Source organism: Streptomyces sp. NPDC042364 (assembly GCF_056437585.1).
In genome coordinates, this window is the sequence record NZ_JBWKAJ010000001.1 from 1 (window position 1) to 17,444 (window position 17,444).

Consider the following 17,444-nt stretch of genomic DNA (forward strand, 5'->3'; position numbering starts at 1 on the left):
GGGCGAAGCCCGGCAAGCACGACACGAGCACCGACGACAGCACCCCGCAAACCGCCGCAACCGATCCACGCAACCCCGTCCACGGCTGACCCCCAGCCGACCCACGGAACCCCGTCCGAACGACGACGTGCGCGACGACGTGCGCGACGACGTGCGCGACGACGTGCGCGCGGAACGGGCCGACGGCGCCGGGAGGCCGTCGGCCCGAGTCGGGGCGATGTCGTCAGCTCGCGCTGACCTGAAGGTGTTTGACTCCGTTGATCCAGGCCGAGCGCAGCCGGTCCGGGTCGCCGACGAGCCGCAGGTTCGGCAGGGCGTCGGCGATCGCGTTGAAGATGAGGCCGATCTCCAGCACAGCGAGGGACTTGCCGAGGCAGAAGTGCGGTCCGCCGCCGCCGAAGCCCAGGTGGGGGTTGGGGTCGCGGGTGATGTCGAAGGCGTCCGGGTTCTCGAACACCTCCGGATCGTGGTTGGCGGAGGCGTAGAAGATGCCGACGCGGTCGCCCTTCCTGATCCTCTTGCCGCCGAGTTCGGTGTCCTGCGTGGCGGTGCGCTGGAAGGAGTTGACCGGGGTGGCCCAGCGGACGATCTCCTCGGCGGCGGTCGCCGGGCGCTCCCGCTTGAAGATGTCCCACTGGTCGGGGTGGGTGAGGAAGGCGTGCATACCGTGCGTGATGGCGTTGCGGGTGGTCTCGTTGCCCGCGACGGCCAGCATCAGCACGAAGAAGCCGAACTCGTCCGAGGCCAGGCTTCCCTCGTCCTCGGCGGCGACCAGGGTGCTGACGATGTCCTTCGCCGGGCACTGCTTGCGGTCGGCGGCCATGTTCATGGCGTAGGCGATGAGTTCGGTGGCCGACTCCTGGCCGACCTCCTCGGTGATCGCGTACTCCGGGTCGTCGTACGAGATCATCCGGTTGGACCACTCGAAGATCTTCGCCCGGTCGTCCTGCGGGATGCCGATCAGCTCCGCTATGGCCTGGAGCGGCAGTTCGCAGGCCACCTCGGTGACGAAGTCGAAGGGACCCGGCTGGGCGAGCGCCTCCCGGGCGATGGCGTGGGCCCGTTCGCGCAGGTTGTCCTCCAGCGCGCGGATCGCCCGAGGGGTGAAGACGCGCTGGACGATCTGCCGTACCCGGGTGTGCTCCGGAGGGTCCATGTTCAGCAGGATCAGCCGCTGCGCGTCGATGGCGTCCCGCTCGATGTGCTCGTTGAAGCGGATGATCGCGGTGTTCAGGAACGAGGAGAACAACTCGGGATGCGTGGAGACGTACTTGACGTCCGCGTGCCGGGTGACGGCCCAGTAGCCCTCGTCGGCGAAGCCCGCGATGCCCGGTGCCTGCGGGACCCAGTGGACCGGTTCCGTGCGGCGCAGCTCGGCGAACTCCGGGAGGGGGACACGATGGTGCAGCAGATCGGGGTCGGTGAAGTCGAACCCGTCGGGCATCGCTGGACAGGGCATCGGCAACTCCTGACGGAGCATCAGCTATGACGGAATTGCGGTGACCGTAGTAACGGGTTCTACAACTGGCAAGGGGTACGAGCCCCCCAATTGCCGCACGCCCCTTGCCTTGTCGGAGCCGCGCTCAGCAGACTGCTGGCGGGAACTAGAACGCGTACTAGTTCTGCGTGGCGGGCCGGGCCGGGACGCCCCGCGCCGCGCGGGTAACCGTTGAGAGGATCCTCATGGCCGCGGAACCCGTGATCGTCGAAGCCGTACGCAGCCCCATCGGCAGGCGCGGCGGCGCGCTCGCCAACCTCCACCCCGCCTACCTGCTGGGCGAGACCTACCGCGAACTCCTGGGCCGCGCCGGCATCCCCGCCGACTGCGTCGAGCAGATCGTCGGCGGCACGGTGACCCATGCCGGCGAGCAGTCCATGAACCCCGCGCGCACGGCCTGGCTGACCATGGGCCTGCCGTACGAGACGGCCGCGACGACCGTCGACTGCCAGTGCGGTTCGTCCCAGCAGGCGTCGCACATGGTGGCCAACATGGTCGCGGCGGGCGTCATCGACGTCGGGATCAGCTGCGGCGTCGAGGCGATGTCCCGGGTGCCGCTCGGGTCGGGCTCCAAGCACGGGCCCGGGAAGCCGTTCCCCGACGAGTGGAACGTCGACCTCCCCAACCAGTTCGAGGCGGCGGAACGGATCGCCCGCCACCGGGGACTGACCAGGGAGAACGTCGACGCCCTCGGCCTGCTCTCCCAGGAACGGGCCGCCGTGGCCTGGGCCGAGGAGCGCTTCAAGGGGGAGACGTTCGCGGTCCAGGTCCCCACGACGGAGGAGGAGCAGGGGGCCGGTCAGGGCATGTGGCGCCTGGTGGACCGGGACGAAGGGCTCAGGGACACGTCCGCGGAGGCGCTGGCCCGCCTGAAACCGATCATGCCGACCGCCGTCCACACGGCCGGGAACTCCTCCCAGATCAGCGACGGGGCGGCGGCGATCATGTGGGCGTCGAAGCGGATGGCCCGGGCGCTGAAGCTACGGCCGAGGGCGCGGATCGTCGCCCAGGCCCTGGTGGGCTCCGACCCCCACTTCCACCTGGACGGCCCGATCGACGCGACGAAGGCGGTGCTGGGCAAGGCGGGGATGTCGCTGCGCGACATCGACCTCGTGGAGATCAACGAGGCGTTCGCGTCGGTCGTGTTGAGCTGGGCGCAGGTCTTCGAGCAGGACCTGGAGAAGGTCAACGTGAACGGCGGTGCGATCGCTCTGGGTCACCCCGTGGGGGCGACGGGAGCGCGGCTCATCACCACCGCGCTCCATGAACTGGAGCGCCGGGACAAGGAGTTCGCCCTGGTGACGATGTGCGCGGGGGGTGGCTTGGCCACCGGCACGATCATCCAGCGGCTGTAGTGGCCCAGCCGACGAAGCGGTTGAACGCGGCGGGGCCCAGGGCGAGATGGGGTCCCGCCGGGTTCTTGGAGTCTCGGATGGCGATGGTGGGGGTGGGGGAGGAGGCGGGGGGTGTGGCGATCTCCACGCAATCACCGCCCTGGTCGCCGCTGTACGACGACTTGCGCCAGGTGAGGGGGCCGAGTGGGGCGCATTCGACGCAGGAGCCGCCGGTGTCCGTGCTGTAGCTCGACTTACGCCATCGGGCGCCGGTCGGGCGAGGGATGCTACCCATAGCGTTCCTCCATCACATGCCGGATCAGCTCCACCGAGTCTCTGATGGACAAAGCGGCAGCCTGCAGATGATCGTAACGGAGCATGCGGTTCTCGACCGCGTCCGGATTGGCGGTCGCGTGGCCCGTTTCGTAGTCCTCGCTGTACACGACGGTGGGGTCGTTCGAGAAACGGAAGACGTCGAATGCCCCCGGGAAGCCCGCGTGGCTTCCGGCGGTGAACGGGAGTACCTGAATGTTGACGTTCGGGTTCTTCTCGCAGGCCAACAGTTTCAGCAGTTGGCCTCGCATGACGTCGGTGCCGCCGAGCTTCTGGTACAGCACTGCTTCGCCCAGTACGGCCCAGAAGGTGGGGGGCTTGTCCTTCTCGAAGATGCGCTGTCGCGCGATCCGGGCAGCGATGCGATTGTCCAGGTCGTGGTCGTTCACGGCGCTGAAAACGGCACCTGCGTACGCCTCCGTCTGAAGCAGGCCGTGCACCAGTTGAGGTTGGAAGACGTAGATCGCGGTTGCCCGTGCTTCCAGCTCCGCCACTTGCTGGAACCAACCTGGAAGTTGACTGCGCATCACCAGCGTGAGGAGACGCGACAGCAGCCCGTCAGTTCCCAGCGCCACGTCCGCCCGCTCGCTGAACTCCGCCGTCGGCACCTTCCTCGCTGTCTCGATCTGGCCGATGAGCGACGCGGTGTAGCCCAGGATGCTCCCCAACTGCTTCTGCGTCAGGCCCGCCGCCTCCCGGCAACGCCGCAACTCGTAGCCGTAGTAGTCCAGCGGTGAGGCGCCGGGGTCGAGGGTGTTGATCTGGGTCATGGGCCGTCCCGTCGTTGAAGGTTGAACTCACTGTTCTACGGGTTGTGTCCGTTCTGTCGCCGACAGTAGTCGCGGCAGGTCACCCTTGTGGTGTGAACGGACACTTTCCCCCCATCGTTCTGGGCGCTCGTCCCGTCCAGTACCGGATGTGCTTCACCGTGGGTGAGCACTCCGCGCATCACATCCGCCGCATCCTCCGCTCCTGTCTCGACGAGTGGGAGATGCCGGAGCTGGCCGACGCGGTGGAACTCGGGGTCACGGAACTGCTCGCCAACGTCGTACGGCACGTCCCGGACCGGCGCTGCACGCTGCTGATGCTGCGGTCCGCGGCCGGGGTCCGGGTGGAGGTGACGGACGGGTCGACTCAACTCCCGGTGTTACGGGCGGACCTGTCGCCGGACGCGCTCGGCGGCCGGGGGCTCGTGCTGGTGGACGCGGTCGCGGACAAGTGGGGTGTGGGCATGTGGGGCGACGGCAAGACCGTCTGGTTCGAGTGCCGCAGCGGCGGAGAGGAGAGGTCCGCGTGAGCGGCGCGACGGGTGGTGCCCGCGATGGGTACGGCGACCAGATCGGCCAGGGACAGCGCGCCGCCGGGATCGTCGGCGGGGCGGGGCACCCGGCGTACGGGCCCCACTTCGTCCAGCGCGACACCGTCGCGGGCCAGTACGTACGTCAGCGCCAGGAACGCGGAACGGGCGTTTCCGTCGGTGAACGGGTGGAAGAAGCAGACGTCGAGGTAGACGCGGGCGGTGCGCGCCGGGAGCACAAGCGTCGGGTTCGCGCTCTGCGCGAGGCGGTCGGCGAGGCGGTCCGGAAGGCCGGGGCCGGTGCCGTAGCGTTCGCGGCCCTGCTTGGCGTACGCGGGGAACGCGCGGAACGCCGGGCGCTTCGGCAGGCCCAGGACATGGCGTTGCCAGGTGGCGAGGTGCTCGAAGGTGAGGGGCCGGCCGGCGCTGACGTCGGCGCCGGCCCGGTCGAGGGCGGCGCGGAGGCGGACGGAGCGTACCGGGGACCGCGGGTGGTCGTGGGCGTGGACGTCCTGCACCGCCCCGTCGTCTACCGGGGTGACCGGTACGACTGGGAGGCGTTCGTGCGGGCCGGTGGGAAGGAGCCCGGGCGGGATGACTGCACGTGTGCGGTCCCAGGGGACCGTGTCGCGGAGGGTCAGCCACAGCCGTAGGTGGTCTGGGGTGGCGGCCGGGCGGGTGGGCGCGGCCGACGGGGCCAGGACGTGGTGGGGCGGACCCGTGCGCAGGGCCGCCCCCTCCGCCGACCTGCGACGTCAGCCTCCGATGTTCCTGAACGTCGTCGCCGTGCCGTGGTCGCCCAGGCCTGTGAGGACCTGGAGCTTCCTGACGGGCTTGGTACCGGCGCTCTTGAACTTGGGTGTGGCGGTCCACGTGGTGACGGCGTCGAGCATGTTCGCCTCGGGGCCGAACTTCGTGGCGGCGGCCTTCACGCTGAACGCGGCGTTGTGGTTGACGCCCTTGTGGCCCGACTTCCAGCCCTTGCCGGTGATCATGCCGTTCTTGCCGGTCTCGTAGGACAGCGTGGTCGTCGCGCTGGTGACCGGGATGTCGAAGATCCGCTGGGTCGCCGTGACGGACAGGCTGACCGTCTTGGTGTTCTTCGCGGCGCGGGACGCGGCGACCGTGGTGCTCGTGAAGGTGACGTCCTTGTTGTAACGGACCGTCTTCGTCTTCGCCTTGCTCGGGATGTCGCCGGACTGTGTGACGGCGAACGCCCTGAACACCCGGGCGTTCTGCAGATAGCCCACGAACGCCCGCTGCTTGGGCGCGGGCAGCCTGCTGAACGCCTTGAACGTGGTGCCGCCGCCGGGCGCCCTCTTCAGCCATGTCTTGTAGGCGTCCACGGTCAGCTGCGACGGCGCGGTGGGTGCGGTGTCGGCGGCGAACGCCTGGCCGGAGCCGCCGAGCAGGGCCACGGAGGCCGCTGCGGCCACGATGGTCGCGGTGATGCGGTTGCGCACGGTGGTTCTCCTCGTCACGCGGGCCGCCGCACCGTTCGTACGGGGTCATGTCCCGTTCGGCGCACGGCGGTTGCCCGGAAGTCGTCCTGGGGTCCCGACGAACGTATGTGTGAGCGGGGAGGGCGGGTAATTGTCTCTTCGGGCAGCGCCCCGGAGGGCAGTATGCGCTGCCCGGGAAGGCGAGGGTGGAGGCGAGGACGAAGGCGGAGGTGAAAGGCCGAGGCGAAAAGTGGAGGCGAAAGGCGAAGGCGGCGGCCCCGGGGATCGGGGGCCGCCGCCTTCAGCCGTGATTCGGCGGGTTGCGCGTGGCGCGTCAGTACCAGTGGTTGGCCTGCCAGAACTCCCACGCGCCGCACGGGCTGCCGTAGCGGTCCTTCATGTAGTCCAGGCCCCACTTGATCTGGGTGGCGGCGTTGGTCTTCCAGTCGGAACCGGCGGAGGCCATCTTCGAACCGGGGAGCGCCTGGACCAGGCCATAGGCACCCGAGGACACGTTCGTCGCGTTGACGTTCCAGTCGCTCTCGTGGTCGACGATCTTGGAGAAGCAGGTGTACTGGGCCGAGTTCCCGATCATCTTCTTCGCGGTCGCCTGGGCCTGCGTGGCCTCCGAGGTCGCGGCCTGGGCGGGCACGGCGGTGAGCAGCGCACCGGCGGTGGCGGCGACGACGGCGGTACCGGCGAGGGCCTTCTTCGGGGAGGCGATGCGGCGGAGAAGAGTGCGAGTCACTGGGAACCTTTTCTACGGGGACTGGTACATCGCGGGCATGCCCTCACCGCATGCGGTGCGGTGGCGGCGTACGTCGGCGCCGAGCCCGTGGGGGTGGTCGGCGCCGTGCGACTCGTCCACAGAAGCAGCCCGGGTGACCTGTCCGCAAACACCCCTTTTGCTAGTCGTGGTCGTATGAGGGTGTGTGGCGGACTCTGTGACGTGGCTCTCAACCCGCAGGTCGGGCGCTGTTGCGACGTGGTCATGCCACGTCATTCGATCTACGACCACGCTTCGTATGTGACCTGCGTCCTGTGGGGTGCTTCACCGCGCGCGCGACGGTACGTATGCGCGGGGCGACTCCGCGCTCAGGGCCGGGGCGGGTCGAATGTGACCGCGCTCTCGAAGGCGGCCCGGCGCGTGGCCCGGCGCAGCGCCCGCAGAACCGGGGCGCCGAGTGTGAGCGTCAGAGCGACGGTGACGACGGCGCGCCCCAGGTCCCAGCCGAGAGAGGTGGCCAGGCAGTACGCCAGGAAACGGGCGAGGTTGGCGGCGGGGGACGCGTCCGGCTGGAAGGCGATGTTCGAGGCGAGCGCGTCGATGAAGGGCCAGCCGTAGAGGTTCATGACCGTGCCGTAGACGAAGGCGGCGACGAAGCCGTACGCCGAGAGCAGGACGAGTTCGGCGCGGCCCCGCAGCCGCCTGGCGCCCGGCAGCAGTCCCGCGCCCATCGCGAACCAGCCCATCGACAGCATCTGGAACGGCAGCCACGGCCCCACACCACCGGTGAGCAGGGCGGACGAGAACATCGTCACCGCGCCGAGCGTGAAGCCGAAGCCCGGGCCGAGGACACGTCCGCTGAGCACCATCAGGAAGAACATGGGCTCCAGCCCCGCCGTCCCCGCGCCGATCGGGCGCAGTGCGGCGCCGGTCGCGGCGAGGACCCCGAGCATCGCCACGGCCTTCGCACCCATCCCCGCCTCCGAGATCGTGGCCGCCACGACGCCGACGAGCAGCACGAGCAGACCGGCGAAGAGCCAGGGGGCGTCCTGGGCGTGCGCGCTGACCTGGGAACCGGGGGACGCGAAGAAGGGCCAGGCGAAGGCGGCGGCACCGACGAGACTGACGAGGGCCAGGGCGAGAAGGGAACGGAGGGAGAGGGGGACGGGACGGGGGCGAGGGCGGGGGCGAGGGCCGGGTGCGGGATGCGGTGCCGTGGGTGCCATGGGTGCCGCGGGTGTGGTGGGTGTGGTGGGTTCGTTCGGGGAGGGGGTGCTTTTCATGGCCCCTCCTGTTCAGCCGCTCGCAGGGCGCGGCTCACCTGGGTCGTCGTCAGCCACTTCTGCGGGGCCAGGATCTTCGTCACCTGCGGGGCGAAGGACGGGGAGCCGACGACCACCTCGGCGGTCGGGCCGTCGGCGACCACCTCACCGTCGGCGAGGATCAGCACGCGGTCGGCCAGCTCGGCCGCCAGTTCCACGTCGTGCGTGGCCAGCACGATGGCATGGCCCCCGGCGGCGAGGCCGCGCAGTGTCGTGACCAGGCGGGCCTTGGCCGCGTAGTCGAGGCCGCGGGTCGGCTCGTCGAGGAGCAGCAGCGGGGGCCGTGCCGTCAGCACGACCGCGAGAGCGAGTGCCAGCCGCTGGCCCTCCGACAGATCGCGGGGATGCGTGGTGTCCGCCACGCCGGGCAGCAACTCGTCCACCAGCCGGCGGCATGTGCCCGGCTCCGCGCCCGCGTCCCGGTCCGCCGCCGCGCACTCGGCCGCGACGGTGTCCGCGTAGAGCAGGTCCCTCGGCTCCTGGGGGACGAGCCCGACCCGGCGCACGAGGTCCCTCGGTGCCGTCCGGTGCGGCAGGGCTCCGCCGACGCGCACGGAACCGGCCGCCGGGGGCACCAGGCCGACCAGCGCGGAGAGCAGGGTGGACTTTCCGGCGCCGTTGCGGCCCATGAGGGCGAGGATCTCGCCGGGGGTGATCGTGAGATCCACGTCGTGCAGAGCGCGGCCGCTGCCGCGGTGGACCGCGAGGGAGGTCGCTTCGGCGAGGGGGACGGCCTCGGTGGGCTGGGTGCGGGCGGTGGGTGCGGGGGCCGGTTCGCGGGAGAGGAGGCGGCGGAGTCGGGGAAGGGCGGGGGAGGGGGTGGGGGTGGGGTGGGCCGGGGTGCGTCGGGTGCGGGTGGTGGGTGGCTGGGCGCGCAGTTCCCCGCGCCCCTGGGGGGCGGCGGTGTGGGGTGGAGCAGCAGGGGTGTGGCCGGCCAGGCGGGCTCGCAGGGGGGCTGCCTGGCGCCGGGCCTCCCGCACTGTCAGGGGGAGCGGGGTCCAGCCGGCCAGGCGGCCCAGGGTCACCACCGGGGGATGGACCGGGGAGACGGCCATCACCTCGGCGGGGGCGCCCAGGACGGGGCGTGCGCCCGGCGCGGGGAGCAGGAGGACCTGGTCGGCGTACTGGATGACGCGTTCGAGGCGGTGTTCCGCCATCAGCACCGTCGTACCGAGGTCGTGGACCAGGCGCTGGAGCACCGCCAGGACCTCCTCCGCGGCAGCGGGGTCCAGCGCGGAGGTCGGCTCGTCCAGGACCAGGACGTCGGGGTGCGGGGTGAGCACCGAACCGATGGCGACACGCTGCTGCTGACCCCCGGAGAGCGTCGCGATGGGCCGGTCGCGGAGGTCGGCGAGGCCGAGGAGGTCCAGGGTCTCCTCCACCCGCCGCCGCATCACGGCCGGAGCCAGGCCCAACGACTCCATGCCGTAGGCGAGTTCGTCCTCGACCGTGTCCGTGACGAAGTGGGCGAGCGGATCCTGCCCCACCACGCCCACCACATCGGCGAGTTCGCGCGGCTTGTGCGTACGGGTGTCCCGGCCCGCCACCGTGACCCGCCCGCGCAGGGTGCCCCCGGTGAAGTGCGGTACGAGCCCGTTCACGGCGCCCAGAACCGTCGACTTCCCGACCCCCGACGGCCCGACCAGCAGGACGAGTTCACCTTCCGGGACCTCGAAGTCGAGTCCCTGGACGGTGGGTTCGGCCGCACCGTCGTACGTGACGGACACGTCCTCGAAGCGGATCATGCGTCTTCCTTGCCGGGGGCGGTGATGACGGCGGGAGCGGTGGGGGTGACGAAGGCGGCCGGAGCCGGAGCCGGAGCCTGCGGCCCGGGCACGGTGAAGGACGGCAGCAGGCCCACCAGGATCGCGGCGGCCGGCCACAGCGGGAGGTCCGGGGCGGTGAGGGGGACGACGGTGGGGTGCAGGGCGGCGGAGTCGTACGCCGCGCAGAGGACCAGGAGTACGGCGACGGCGGCGCCCGACGCCCCCACCAGCGACGCCCGTGCGTCCCACGCGTCCGGCCGGTAGCGGGTGCGGGGCGAGCGACGGCCGCCCAGCCGCAGGCCCGCGAGCGCGGCGGCCAGACCGGTGAGCAGCACGGGGAGGCCGTAGCTGCCGCCCGCGGCGGTCAGTACGCCGTACGTTCCCGCGCAGACGCCGAGCAGTCCGCCGAGGGTGAGCGCGGCGGTCGTACGGCGGACGGGGGCCGGGACCTCGGCGGTGCGGCCGTACCCGCGTGAGTCCATCGCGGCGGCCAGGGCGACCGACCGTTCCAACGCGCCCTCCAGCACCGGCAGTCCGACCTGGAGCAGACCCCGGACTCCCCGGTCCGGCCGCCCGCGCAGCCGCCGGGCGGCCCGCAACCGCTGCACGTCCGCCACCAGATGCGGGGCGAACGTCATCGCCACCACCACCGCCACGCCCGCCTCGTACAGCGCGCCCGGCAGCGACTTCAGCAGACGGGCCGGGTTCGCCAGGGCGTTCGCGGCGCCGACGCAGATGAGGAGCGCGGCGAGCCGCAGACCGTCGTACAGCGCGAACAGCACCCCCTCCGCCGTCACCCGCCCGCCCAGGCGGATGCCCTGCGCCCAGCCGGGCAGCGGGACTTCGGGGAGCGTGAGGAGGGTGTGCGTGCCGGGGACGGGGGAGCCGAGCACCACCGCGAAGGCCAGCCGGATCACCAGCACCGCCAGGCCGAGCTTCACGAACGCGGTGTACGAGCGGGCCCAGGGGGCGTCCGTGCGGTGCGTCGCCACGACATACCCCGCCACGGCTATGAGGAGGCCCAGAAGGAGGGGGTTGGTGGTGCGGGACGCGGCGGTGCCGAGCCCCAGGGCCCAGAGCCACCAGGCGAGGGGGTGCACGGAACGCCCCCGGTGCCCGCGCCGCACGGGGCGCCGGCGGTACGACAGCCCATGGCTACCCACGGCGGCGTCGCCCGGCCTGCCACGCCGCCGCCGCGCCGAGCACCGCGACGGCGCCCGCGCCCACGAACAGGCCGACGGACGGGCCCTTCTCGTCGGACGTGCCGGTGCCGCCGGAAGCGGCTGAGGCGTCGGGGCCGGTGGTCCTCGGAGCCGAGCCGGACGTGTCGGCCGCCCCGTCACCCGCGACGACCTCCCCGCAGCCCTTCCGGGGGTAACCGGCGATCGAGCAGAGCAGCGCGTTCGTGTCGTAGCGGAGCGGCTTCGCCACGGCCGCGAGCGCGTCGGCGCTGGTCGCGTCCGACGGCACGCGCGCACACGCGGTACGCGCCGACGGGGGCGTCTCACCCGCCGGGGCGTCCGCGGCCGTGCCGAAGTCGATGACGAGCGCGATCCGCTTCTGTCCGTCGCGGGCGGCCGTACCCGAGCAGATGGCGTCGAAGCCGGCGGCCCCGCGCGGCTTCGCGGCGTCGTCCGAGTCCTCGCTGACGGCGAACCGGAAACCCTGCACGTCCCCGTCCGAGGGCCGGGCGGTCGACGGCCCCTGCATGGCGTACACCCAGCCGGAGCCGTCCGACGTCCGGTCCCAGAAGGACCAGTACCGATAGGCGGCGGCATGGGCCTGCCCGCCCAGCCCCACCAGCACGAACAGCAGCACCACGGCCGACGACAACACGGCCGTGACGCGCCGGGCCACGACGCGCGCCCCCGTGAGTCGCGTCACCGACGGCGACGTGACCGGCGACGTGACCGGCGGCGGCGTCACCGACGGCGACGTGACCGGCGGCGTGACCGGCGGCGGCGTGACCGAAGCGCGCCCGGGCAACGACCGCCCGGCGGAGCTTCGCGGCCGTGACCGGCTCACGGCCGCCGCCGCTTCCTGGTGAGCCCCGTCAGCGCCGCGCCGACGATCGCGGCGAGCCCGAGTCCGGCACCCAGCACCACTCCGGTCGCGACCCCGCCGCTGTTCTCGTCCCCGTCGGCGGTGTCGTCGCCCGGCACGCCCGTGTGGTCGGCCACGTCCCGGGCCGGCCCGGTCTCCGTCAGCTGTGCCACCAGGTCCGCGCCGCCGAAGTCGCGCGGATCGGTGCCGGTGGCGTGCGCGGCGAGGATGAGCTGGGAGTACGCGGCGGGGCCGGACTTCGCCGCCCACGGGCCGTGGTTCTTCGCCAGCCAGGCCAGCGGCTTCCCGGCGGCCTTCGTCTCCCCGGCGGCGGCCAGCGCCACGACCGCGTCGGCGGTGTTGCCGAGGTCGGGCTGGTCCTCGGCGCCCGCGAGGGCGGACTTCAGATAGCCGTCGGAGGTCAGGGCCCCGGCGAGGTACACGGCACCGTTGTGGGCCGCGTCCTCGGGCGAGGTGCCGCCTGCGCACTCACCCGAGGCACCGGCGTTCGCGCCGCCGCCCTCCCCCGCCTTCCCGGCGTCGACCACGAACCCCTCGCCCAGGCTGCCCAGCACCGCGGCGGCCGTGGCGTCGGCGTTGGCGGCGAGCCCGCCCTTCTTGTCGGGCTGGTAGGCGAAGGCGCCGCTGCCCTCGGTGCCGACGGCGCACGGGAGGGCGAGGGCGCGCAGGGCGTCGTAGGGGGAACGGCCGGCCTTCTTCTGGCCGTCGGGCTTCTCGCCCACGGCGGCCAGCGCGCCGATGACGACGGACGTGGAGTTCGCGTCGCTGGGCCCGCCGGCGGTGAAGCCCCAGCCGCCGTCGTCGTTCTGGTTGTCCTTCAGCCAGCCGACGGCCCGCCCGGCCTCGGCGTCGTGCCCGCCGACCGCGGCGAGCGCCTGCACCGCGGCCGCCGTGCTGTTGGTGTCGACGGCGGTCTTGGCGTCGCACTTCGCCGTGGGGTCGGGCCGGTACGCCGCGAACGCCCCGCTCGCGCACTGCTGGCCGAGCAGCCACTCCACGGCCCCGGCGCCGGGCCTCTCGCCCACGGCGTCCAGCGCGACCAGCGTGAGTGACTGCCGCCATACGCCGTCGTACCTGGGGTCCGTCGACCCGTACAGGCCGGTGGGTATCGCCTGCGACGGCGACGCGGACGGCGCGGCGGGGGCGGTGTCGTCGGCGAGGGCGGCCGGTGCGAAACCGGTACCGAGTCCGGTGCCGACCCCGGCTGTGGCGGCCAGTACGGCGACGACCGCGGCGCTGCGGCGGACATTCATGATCGGCGGTGCCTCTCCCTGACGGGAGCCGGGCGGCACGGCGCGACGCCGGGCGGCTCGGCTCCGTATTCCTCGACGGTGCCGTACACCGGCGGACGCCGGTGACGCGAGCCGGTCACAGTTCCGCACAGGGCAGTCCGACTCGCCGATCGCGCGGACGGCATCGGCTCACGGTTGCGGGTCAGCGCCGGATTTGCACCGGCTTCCCCCTGTACGGGCGTGACGACCCGGCCACTCTACCTGTCGGTAGCCAACAGCCCGAGGCCACCTGTGCCGGAGGGGGCTCCCGCTGAGCCCTCCGGCGGGCGCAGCCCGGTCTCACACCGCCACGTACGTCACCGGGTCGCTCCCCGCCACCGCCTCCGCCCGGCCCTGCTTCACCAGGCGGCGCAGGTGGGCCTCCGCCTCGGCGACGGCGATGTTCCTCGATCCGTAGGGGATCTCGGACCACGGGCGGTTCCACTCCATGCGTTCGGCGAGCTGCCACGGCGTGAGCGGGGTGGTGAGGAGGGAGCGCAGGTCGGTGAGGCGGGACTCGTGGTGCGTGAGCAGCTCCCGGACGCGGGCCGAGGCGTCGGTGAAGGTGTACTGGTGGGCCGGGAGGACCTCGGCCGGGGTCAGGCGGGCGACGCGTTCGAGGGAGTCGAGGTAGTCGCCGAGGGGGTCGGTGACGGTGGTGTCGTCGGGGTCCTCGTACAGGCCGATGTGCGGGCTGATCTCGGGGAGGAGGTGGTCCCCGGAGAACAGCCGTCCCCGGCCCGGGAGTTCGGCGGGGTGGTCCTCCTCCAGGTGCAGGCAGACATGGCCGGGGGTGTGGCCGGGCGTCCAGATCGCGCGGAGGCGGCGGCCCGGCAGGTCGAGGAGCTCGCCGGGGACGATCTCGCGGTCGGGGAGCGCGGGGGAGAGGCCGGGCAGGGTACGGGGGCCGCGCGGGGCGCGCAGCGGGGCCACGTGCTCCTCGGGCGCGCCGGCCGCCGTCAGCTTGGCCGCCATGTACGTGAACCAGCGCTCCGGCCGGGTCTCCCGCGTCCGCCGTACCACCGAGGCGTCCGCCGCGTGCATGGCCAGCCAGGCGCCGGACGCCTCCCGCACCTTGCCCGACAGGCCGTGGTGGTCCGGGTGGTGGTGCGTGATCACCACGCCGGTGATCTCCCCGACCGACGTACCGCAGGCGACGAGGCCCTCGCACAGCGTGTCCCAGGAGGCCGGGTCGTCCCAGCCGGTGTCGACGAGCACAGGGCCGCGGTCGGTGTCGACGACGTACACGAGCGTGTGGCCGAGGGGGTTGTCCGGGATGGGCACCTGGAGGGACCGGACGCCGCCGCCGTGGTCGTACACCTGCGCCATGGGCTCCCCAATCGCCGCCTTCCCGCAACTATAACTAGAACAGGTTTCGATGGGAGGCCGAGTCAACCGTCGTCGCCCCGTGGACTCCTTCCATCGGAGCTGGTATCAGTTCCGTATCTGATGCACCGTCAGAGATCGGCTCAGGGGAGGCAGTCGGCCATGACCGAGCTCGTGGAACACGGACAGCTTTTCATCGGCGGGGAGTTGACGGATCCCCTGGGCACGGACGTCATCGAGGTGGTCTCGCCGCACTCGGAGGAGGTCATCGGCCGCGTACCGCACGCCTCACGCGCGGACGTCGACCGGGCCGTGGCCGCCGCGCGGAAGGCGTTCGACGAAGGACCGTGGCCCCGGACGACCCTCGGCGAACGCATCGAGGTCGTCGCCCGCATCAAGGACGCCTTCGCCGTGCGCCACGAGGAGTTCGCCCGCCTCATCAGCGCCCAGAACGGCACCCCGTTCACGTCCAGCGTCATGGTGCAGGCCCTCGCCTCGATGATGGTGTGGGACGCGGCGATCACCACGGCACGGAACTTCACCTACGAGGAGCACCGCGACGGCGTGCTCGGGAAGATCCTCGTGCGGCGCGAACCGGTCGGGGTCGTCGCGGCCGTCGTCCCGTGGAACGTCCCGCAGTTCACCGCCGCCGCCAAACTCGCCCCCGCGCTGCTCGCGGGCTGCCCCGCGATCCTGAAGGTCTCGCCCGAGACCCCGCTCGACGCGTATCTGCTCGCGGAGATCGCCGCCGAGGCCGGGCTCCCCGAGGGCGTCCTGTCGATCCTGCCGGCCGACCGCGAGGTCAGCGAGTACCTCGTCGGGCACCCGGGCGTCGACAAGGTCTCCTTCACCGGCTCGGTCGCCGCCGGCAAGCGGGTCATGGAGGTCGCCGCCCGCAACCTCACCCGCGTCACCCTGGAGCTGGGCGGCAAGTCGGCCGCCGTGATCCTGCCGGACGCCGACGCGCAGACCGCCGTCAACGGCATCGCGCCCTTCGCCTGGATGATCAACGGCCAGGCCTGTGTCGCCCAGACCCGCATCCTCGTCCCGCGCGGCCGCTACGACGAGTTCGCCGAGGCCTTCGCGGCGGCCGCCTCCGCCCTCACGGTCGGCGACCCCCTCGACCCCGCCACCGAACTGGGCCCGCTGGTGGCCCGGCGCCAGCAGCGCCGCAGCCTCGACTACATCCGCATCGGCCAGGAGGAGGGCGCCAAGATCCTCGCCGGCGGCGGCCGCCCCGCCGGCCTCGACCGGGGCTGGTACGTGGAGGCCACCCTCTTCGGCGACGTCGACAACTCCATGCGCATCGCTCGCGAGGAGATCTTCGGCCCGGTGATCTGCCTCCTCCCGTACGGCGACGAGGCCGAGGCCGTACGGATCGCCAACGACTCCGACTACGGCCTGAGCGGCAGCGTCTGGACCGCCGACGACGAGCGCGGCATCGAGATCGCCCGCCAGGTGCGCACCGGCACCTACTCCGTCAACACCTTCAGCCTCGACATGTTCGGCCCCTTCGGCGGCTACAAGAACTCCGGCCTGGGACGCGAGTTCGGACCCGAGGGCTACGGCGAGTACCTGGAGCACAAGATGATCCACCTGCCCGCCGGATACCAGCCGCCCGCCGACGCCGACGCCGACGCCGACGCCGACGCCGACGCCGACGCCGACGCCGACGCCGACGCCGACGCCGACGCGGGGAAGGGGGTGGGCTGATGGGCGACCGCTGGCACGTGGAGGTCGACCGCGCGATCTGCATCGGCTCCGCCCAGTGCACACACCTCGCCCCGGACGCCTTCCGGCTCGACTCCGCGATGCAGTCCCACCCCGTAGAGCCGGACACCGACGCGGGCGAACGCATCCTGAAGGCGGCGGAGGGCTGCCCGGTCGAGGCGATCTCGATCGCCCTGCTCGGGAGCGGGGAGCCGGTGTTCCCGCCGGAGGATTAGGGCCCTCCACCAGGAGCGCGACGTCCACGCGGGCGCCCCGGCGCGTGTCCCTCGCGACCCCCGAGGAAGGTAAAGAATCCCCTGTGAGGGGTTGTATATGCCTATGGGCGTTCTATCCTGGAAATCGGCCTACGGGACGAGTGAGGGAGTCCAACCGGAGTAGCCGACATGGGCGAGAGGCGCAGGTCTCCGCTGGTGCCGACGTCGACGGTCGGGCTGAGAGGCCGGAAGGTCGCTGGTACAGGACCGACGGCGACCCCCAGCACCTGATCCGGGTCATACCGGCGCAGGGAACCCGTCTCGTAGGTCCTTCATGGCGCGCCTCTCCCGTGGGGCCGGATGTGCCCCGGCGTGCGCTCCCGGCGTGTGTCTTCGGCGTGTGTCTCCGACGAGCCCCGGTGCCCCCCGCGGTGCCGGGGCTACTTCTCGCCCTCCGGCGCGGTCAGGTCGATCAGGCGGCAGACCGTTTCGATGTCGATCTTCACCTGGGCGATGGAGGCGCGGCCGGAGAGCCAGGTGATGAGGGCCGAGTGCCAGGTGTGCTCGATGACGCGGACGGCGGACAGCTGCTCGGGGGTGGGGTGTTCCAGCCCCATGGAGTCGAGGATGATCGCGGTCGTCTGGTGGGAGACCTGGTCCACCTCGGGACTGACGCTGCGGTCGGCGAAGGTGAGCGCGCGGACTATGGCGTCCGCGAGATGCGGCTCGCGCTGAAGGGCCCGGAAGGCCCGCATCAGGGTCTCGGCCACCCGCTCCGCCGCCGTCTCGCCGGTCGGCGGCTTCTTCCGCAGCGTTCCGTGCATGTGCTCCAACTGGTCCTGCATCGTGGCGACCAGCAGATGGATCTTCGAGGGGAAATAGCGGTACAGCGTGCCGAGGGCGACCTGCGAGGACTCGGCGACCTCACGCATCTGCACGGCGTCGAAACCGCCCCGGCTCGCCAGCTGCGCGCTCGCGTGCAGGATGCGGCGCCGGCGGGCCTCCTGCCGCTGGGTGAGGGGCGGCGAGTCCCGCCGCGACTCCGGTCGCGGTTCCTGTCTCGCGCTACTGGCGTCCACCTTGGCTTCCGCAGGCATGGGTACCGTTCCGTGACAGTCGGTGAGGGCGTGCGATCCGAC

Annotated in this window: 17 protein-coding genes, 1 pseudogene and 1 riboswitch; of the genes and pseudogenes, 5 read left to right on the forward strand and 13 right to left on the reverse strand. The window is 72.1% G+C overall.

Annotated elements, in window-relative coordinates:
- Nucleotides 1-223: 223 nt before the first annotated feature.
- Entirely contained in the window at nucleotides 224-1,459 is a 1,236-nt protein-coding gene (locus AC067N_RS00005) for a cytochrome P450 (RefSeq protein WP_478676574.1), read from the reverse strand.
- A 224-nt stretch (nucleotides 1,460-1,683) separates the two neighbouring features.
- Here AC067N_RS00005 and AC067N_RS00010 point away from each other — a divergent pair, with 224 nt between their 5' ends.
- Nucleotides 1,684-2,853: a steroid 3-ketoacyl-CoA thiolase gene (locus AC067N_RS00010; RefSeq protein WP_478676575.1), complete on the forward strand. Its 1,170-nt coding sequence runs from the start codon at nucleotides 1,684-1,686 to the stop codon at nucleotides 2,851-2,853.
- On the opposite strand, the gene AC067N_RS00015 is transcribed toward AC067N_RS00010, so the two are convergent.
- A complete protein-coding gene (locus AC067N_RS00015) occupies nucleotides 2,837-3,127 on the reverse strand; it encodes a DUF397 domain-containing protein (RefSeq protein ID WP_478676576.1) in 291 nt (96 codons plus the stop codon). The two genes, AC067N_RS00010 and AC067N_RS00015, sit on opposite strands and share 17 nt — an antisense overlap.
- On the reverse strand, nucleotides 3,120-3,935 hold the full coding sequence (locus AC067N_RS00020; RefSeq protein ID WP_478676577.1) for a helix-turn-helix domain-containing protein: 816 nt from the start codon (nucleotides 3,933-3,935) through the stop codon (nucleotides 3,120-3,122). Before AC067N_RS00020 ends, AC067N_RS00015 begins: the two co-directional genes overlap by 8 nt.
- Nucleotides 3,936-4,027: 92 nt before the next feature.
- Here AC067N_RS00020 and AC067N_RS00025 point away from each other — a divergent pair, with 92 nt between their 5' ends.
- Nucleotides 4,028-4,462 carry an ATP-binding protein gene (locus AC067N_RS00025; protein WP_478676578.1) on the forward strand — a complete coding sequence of 145 codons (435 nt, stop codon included), beginning with the start codon at nucleotides 4,028-4,030 and terminating at the stop codon, nucleotides 4,460-4,462.
- Nucleotides 4,463-4,656: 194 nt separating this feature from the next.
- Here AC067N_RS00025 and AC067N_RS00030 read toward each other — a convergent pair.
- The 7 genes and pseudogenes from AC067N_RS00030 to AC067N_RS00060 form a co-directional block, all read right to left on the reverse strand.
- Nucleotides 4,657-4,980 (reverse strand): annotated as a pseudogene (locus AC067N_RS00030) (Fic family protein); the annotation flags it as partial.
- A 237-nt stretch (nucleotides 4,981-5,217) separates the two neighbouring features.
- Nucleotides 5,218-5,925 carry a hypothetical protein gene (locus AC067N_RS00035; protein WP_478676579.1) on the reverse strand — a complete coding sequence of 236 codons (708 nt, stop codon included), beginning with the start codon at nucleotides 5,923-5,925 and terminating at the stop codon, nucleotides 5,218-5,220.
- A 313-nt stretch (nucleotides 5,926-6,238) separates the two neighbouring features.
- Nucleotides 6,239-6,652, reverse strand: a complete 414-nt coding sequence (locus AC067N_RS00040) for an aggregation-promoting factor C-terminal-like domain-containing protein (protein ID WP_478676580.1) — start codon at nucleotides 6,650-6,652, stop codon at nucleotides 6,239-6,241.
- Between the two features lie 347 nt (nucleotides 6,653-6,999).
- Nucleotides 7,000-7,857 (reverse strand): ECF transporter S component, encoded by an 858-nt coding sequence (locus tag AC067N_RS00045; RefSeq protein ID WP_478677157.1) that lies wholly within the window; start codon nucleotides 7,855-7,857, stop codon nucleotides 7,000-7,002.
- Nucleotides 7,858-7,910: 53 nt separating this feature from the next.
- Nucleotides 7,911-9,698 (reverse strand): ABC transporter ATP-binding protein, encoded by a 1,788-nt coding sequence (locus AC067N_RS00050; RefSeq protein ID WP_478676581.1) that lies wholly within the window; start codon nucleotides 9,696-9,698, stop codon nucleotides 7,911-7,913.
- A complete protein-coding gene (locus AC067N_RS00055; RefSeq protein WP_478677158.1) occupies nucleotides 9,695-10,867 on the reverse strand; it encodes an energy-coupling factor transporter transmembrane component T in 1,173 nt (390 codons plus the stop codon). The genes AC067N_RS00050 and AC067N_RS00055 overlap by 4 nt, the downstream gene beginning before the upstream one ends.
- Nucleotides 10,868-10,874: 7 nt before the next feature.
- Complete coding sequence (locus AC067N_RS00060) at nucleotides 10,875-11,603, reverse strand: SCO2322 family protein (protein ID WP_478676582.1); 729 nt, start codon at nucleotides 11,601-11,603, stop codon at nucleotides 10,875-10,877.
- Between AC067N_RS00060 and AC067N_RS00065 the strand changes: the two genes are divergently transcribed.
- The gene (locus AC067N_RS00065) at nucleotides 11,590-11,766 is read left to right on the forward strand and encodes a hypothetical protein (protein ID WP_478676583.1); all 177 of its coding nucleotides are present in this window, start codon (nucleotides 11,590-11,592) and stop codon (nucleotides 11,764-11,766) included. The genes AC067N_RS00060 and AC067N_RS00065 overlap by 14 nt on opposite strands.
- Here the strand turns inward: AC067N_RS00065 and AC067N_RS00070 are convergent.
- Nucleotides 11,741-13,036, reverse strand: a complete 1,296-nt coding sequence (locus AC067N_RS00070; protein WP_478676584.1) for a prenyltransferase/squalene oxidase repeat-containing protein — start codon at nucleotides 13,034-13,036, stop codon at nucleotides 11,741-11,743. The two genes, AC067N_RS00065 and AC067N_RS00070, sit on opposite strands and share 26 nt — an antisense overlap.
- A gap of 114 nt (nucleotides 13,037-13,150) precedes the next feature.
- Nucleotides 13,151-13,290, reverse strand: a riboswitch (cobalamin riboswitch).
- 64 nt (nucleotides 13,291-13,354) lie between these two features.
- Nucleotides 13,355-14,383, reverse strand: a complete 1,029-nt coding sequence (locus tag AC067N_RS00075) for an MBL fold metallo-hydrolase (RefSeq protein ID WP_478676585.1) — start codon at nucleotides 14,381-14,383, stop codon at nucleotides 13,355-13,357.
- A 159-nt stretch (nucleotides 14,384-14,542) separates the two neighbouring features.
- On the opposite strand from AC067N_RS00075, the gene AC067N_RS00080 reads away from it, so the two are divergent.
- A complete protein-coding gene (locus AC067N_RS00080; protein ID WP_478676586.1) occupies nucleotides 14,543-16,093 on the forward strand; it encodes an aldehyde dehydrogenase in 1,551 nt (516 codons plus the stop codon).
- A complete protein-coding gene (locus AC067N_RS00085; protein ID WP_478676587.1) occupies nucleotides 16,093-16,326 on the forward strand; it encodes a ferredoxin in 234 nt (77 codons plus the stop codon). Before AC067N_RS00080 ends, AC067N_RS00085 begins: the two co-directional genes overlap by 1 nt.
- Before the next feature lie 419 nt (nucleotides 16,327-16,745).
- Here the strand turns inward: AC067N_RS00085 and AC067N_RS00090 are convergent, their stop codons facing one another.
- A complete protein-coding gene (locus AC067N_RS00090) occupies nucleotides 16,746-17,402 on the reverse strand; it encodes a TetR family transcriptional regulator (RefSeq protein ID WP_478676588.1) in 657 nt (218 codons plus the stop codon).
- Nucleotides 17,403-17,444 lie beyond the last annotated feature (42 nt).